We start from the raw sequence: 2976 nt of genomic DNA, 5'->3' as shown, positions 1-2976 counted from the left end.
CGAAAAAGACATCAAGGCCCCCTTCACCCTTGCGGCTCAAGATTTCGTGCTCGAGCGCGAGACCTACGACGAGAATGCGGTCATCGAGCGCGCACTAGCGGGGAACTCCAAGGTGAAGACGGCCCAGGATCAGCTGGAGTCAGCGTTGCTGGACCTGAAGCTCAATGCCACGCAGTTCACTGCTCCTGTCGAGAGGCGTAAGCTTGAGATCGCCGTCGAGCGGGCGGAGCTTGCGCTGAAGACCGAGCGCGATCGTGCCGTGGTCCAGGTTATGCAGTACCTGGCCGACTTGGCTGCCATTTCAAGCGACGTGGAGCAGGCCTCTCTCTCCTTGGAGGCCACGAGGCAGCAGACTGAAGTGGCGAGAGTAAGATACGAGAAGGGCATGATCACCCTGATAGACCTGCTACAATCGGAGAACTCCCTTGGGACCGCTGAGCAGAACCTTCTGGACGCGCAATTCAGGCTCAGAGACAAGCAGCAGGAGTTCCGCAACTACATCGGGATCTGACAGAGAGAGGGCGGGACGATGAGAACTAACAGGTTGGCCTGGGTCGCATGGTTATGCTCATTCATCATGTTCTGCACCTGGTCGGGCGGGAGTTCATCTGCCGCCCCCGCACCCAGCGCTTCTCTCGCCTCAAGTCTCTCATTTCTCGATGTTGCAGAGCTTGCAGCAACTGCCTCGCCTGCCGTGGTTGAGGCCGAAAGGGACCTCCAAGAAGCGCAGATTGCCCTGGAGATCGAACGCGCAGGGTTGGGGCTCACCGCCACGGTATCATCAGACCGGTCAAGGCCCTGGCGTGTGGAGAGTGAGGCCGGCGGCCTGGACGATGTCACGTGGGACTTCTCAACGAGAGTGGACGTCACCAAACCCCTGGCCCCAGGCTACTCCGTGGCGCTAAGCCTCAACCCTCTGACGTTGAAGAAGTCAGCGCCTGACGCGGAAACCGAGTTCGCTTATGGCATGCGCCTGTCCACCTCCATCCAGCTCCCAAGACCTACATTGGCCGAGCCATACGCGGCCATCGAGGAAAAGGAGAAGGTGGTCCGGCAGAAGGAGCTCAACCTGTTTCTCGTCCAGCTTACAGAAGCGGATGCCGCACTCAAAGCGTTCTTCGAGCTTCTGAAGGCTGAGTGGGATCAGAAGGTTGCTCTGGCGGAGCTCGCGCTTGAGAACATGGAACTCGCACGGATAGAGCAAGAAGCTGGCGTCGGGCGGGCTCTCCCGCTTGAGCGCGAGCTTGCCGAGAAAAAGGTAAGGGCAGCGGAAGTGGCTGTGAGCCAGGCCCAGTCCCGGCTATCCGCCGACCGGGAGGGGTTGTTTGCACGCCTTGGGCTCGATCCCGTTGGATCTGGCACGGTAACCCTGGTTCCTCCACAACTCCTGCTCGACAAATACGACTCGGCGCGCCTCACCGAGCGCGCCCTGACGACCCGGCCTGAGGTAGGCATGAAGGCACTGGCGCTCGAATCTGCGCAGACCAAACTGGACTCCCTCCTGGCTCCAGACAGTTGGACCATCGCACCGTTCGTGGGATACCAGAGCCAAGGCTTCTCGTGGGAGTACGGAGTCGAAGTATCCCGTGACCCGAGTGCAGCTGGCACCTTCTCAGGCAGCGTGAGTCAGAAACTCGACGGATCATGGACTTCCTCCATAACCTTCTCCAGGAATCTGCCCGTCCTGCCACAGAAGTCCAGGGAAGACCTGGATAGGCAGATTGCGGAACGGAGTGTAGCGTCTGCTCGGAAGGCTCTCGAGGACACCCGCCTGGACATTGCCCGTCGAGTGTTGGATCTGAGCATGACTCTGGAACTAAAGCAGGTTCAGCTTGGGATGAGACAGGCAGAGTACGAGCTAGAGACGGTCAGGTTCGATAACACTGTCGAGCGGTTCTCGGGTGGCCATGCGACCGAACTCGACGTCGCACGAAGCCGCGTGGCCCGTCTGCGTGCAGAGGCGAACCTGATGAAAGCACAGTACGACTGCCAGTACTCCGCCCTTTCGCTCTTGCTCGCGGCGGGGTGTCTCGACCTTCGGAACGGGAGGAACGCGGATGACTAGGCGTCGCATGATGTTTCTGATAGCAGCGGTTCTTGTAGCGGTCACTGTAGCCGTCCTGGCAAGGGCTTATACCCGCCGCGACAATCAGGCCGGGAAGACCTCCTCGGGGGCGGAAGCCCCGAAAACTTACGTGGTTGCACGTGGGACACTGTCCGCAAGTGTCGACGTATCCGGCACGCTCCAATCCACTCAGAAGGAATCCCTTTACTCGACCTACCCGGCCAAGGTGGTGGAACTGTCCGTGAGTCCGGGGGTGACAGTCAAACGTGGCGACGTGCTGGCCAGGCTCGAGTCGGACGAGCTTCTGAGGGCTCTCCACGACGCGGAGGACAGTCTGGAAGCAGCTAGGATCAAGCTTGAGGCCGCGCAGCGGGACAGCCGGACCTCCCCCGAGCAAGCCAAGGTGCAGCTGGAAAAAGCTCGGGCAGACTATGCGGCCGCCAAGAACAGGCTGGATCAGTTGCTGGCGGGTCCCGATGCAGCCACCCTGGAGCAGGCCATGATCTCTCTTGACCAGGCCATCCGCGCAAGGGACACCGCAGCCGATGATCTAGCGCGGTACGAAGCCCTGTACGCCGTGCACGGTGTGTCCCGAGTGGATCTCGAGAACCAAAGGGTGAAATACCGGAACGCCGAGGATCAAGTAACCACAGCCCGGAGCAAGGTGGAGTCGCTTCTCGCCGGACCGAAAGAAGACGAGCTCAAGTCGGCCGAGGCCCAACTCAAGCAGGCCGAGCTCAACCTGGCCGCCGCTATCGAGAACGAGAAGAGCGCGGCGGCGAGTGCAAGGGACCGGGAACTGCAGGTGCAGATAGAGGTCAGGCGGGCGGAGAAAGCTCTCGCCGACGTCAGGGACGCCCTGGAGAGCACGGTCCCGTCAAACGGGGCGCGTAGTGTGAGCTTCTCCAGGG

The 2976-nt window shown here is 60.9% G+C and carries 3 protein-coding genes; all 3 read left to right on the top strand.

The genetic code is table 11. The features are described 5' to 3' along the window. A partial coding sequence (locus tag NUW23_13245; protein MCR4427125.1) for a TolC family protein occupies window positions 1-511 on the top strand: 511 nt, incomplete at its 5' end. Between the two features lie 18 nt (window positions 512-529). Then, window positions 530-2065: a TolC family protein gene (locus tag NUW23_13240; GenBank protein ID MCR4427124.1), complete on the top strand. Its 1536-nt coding sequence runs from the start codon at window positions 530-532 to the stop codon at window positions 2063-2065. Further along, window positions 2058-2976 (top strand): biotin/lipoyl-binding protein (locus NUW23_13235; GenBank protein MCR4427123.1); only part of this gene is annotated, 919 nt, incomplete at its 3' end. The genes NUW23_13240 and NUW23_13235, both read left to right, overlap by 8 nt.

This window comes from Bacillota bacterium (assembly GCA_024655925.1).
In the GTDB taxonomy this organism is placed as follows: domain Bacteria; phylum Bacillota; class DTU025; order DTU025; family JANLFS01; genus JANLFS01.
Note: the sequence above shows the minus strand (reverse complement) of the source record. Positions and strands in the feature narration are given on the sequence as shown.

Coding starts and splice junctions, on each gene's coding strand:
- NUW23_13240 (MCR4427124.1), top strand. CDS start 530: ATGAGAACTAACAGGTTGGCCTGGGTCGCATGGTTATGCTCATTCATC.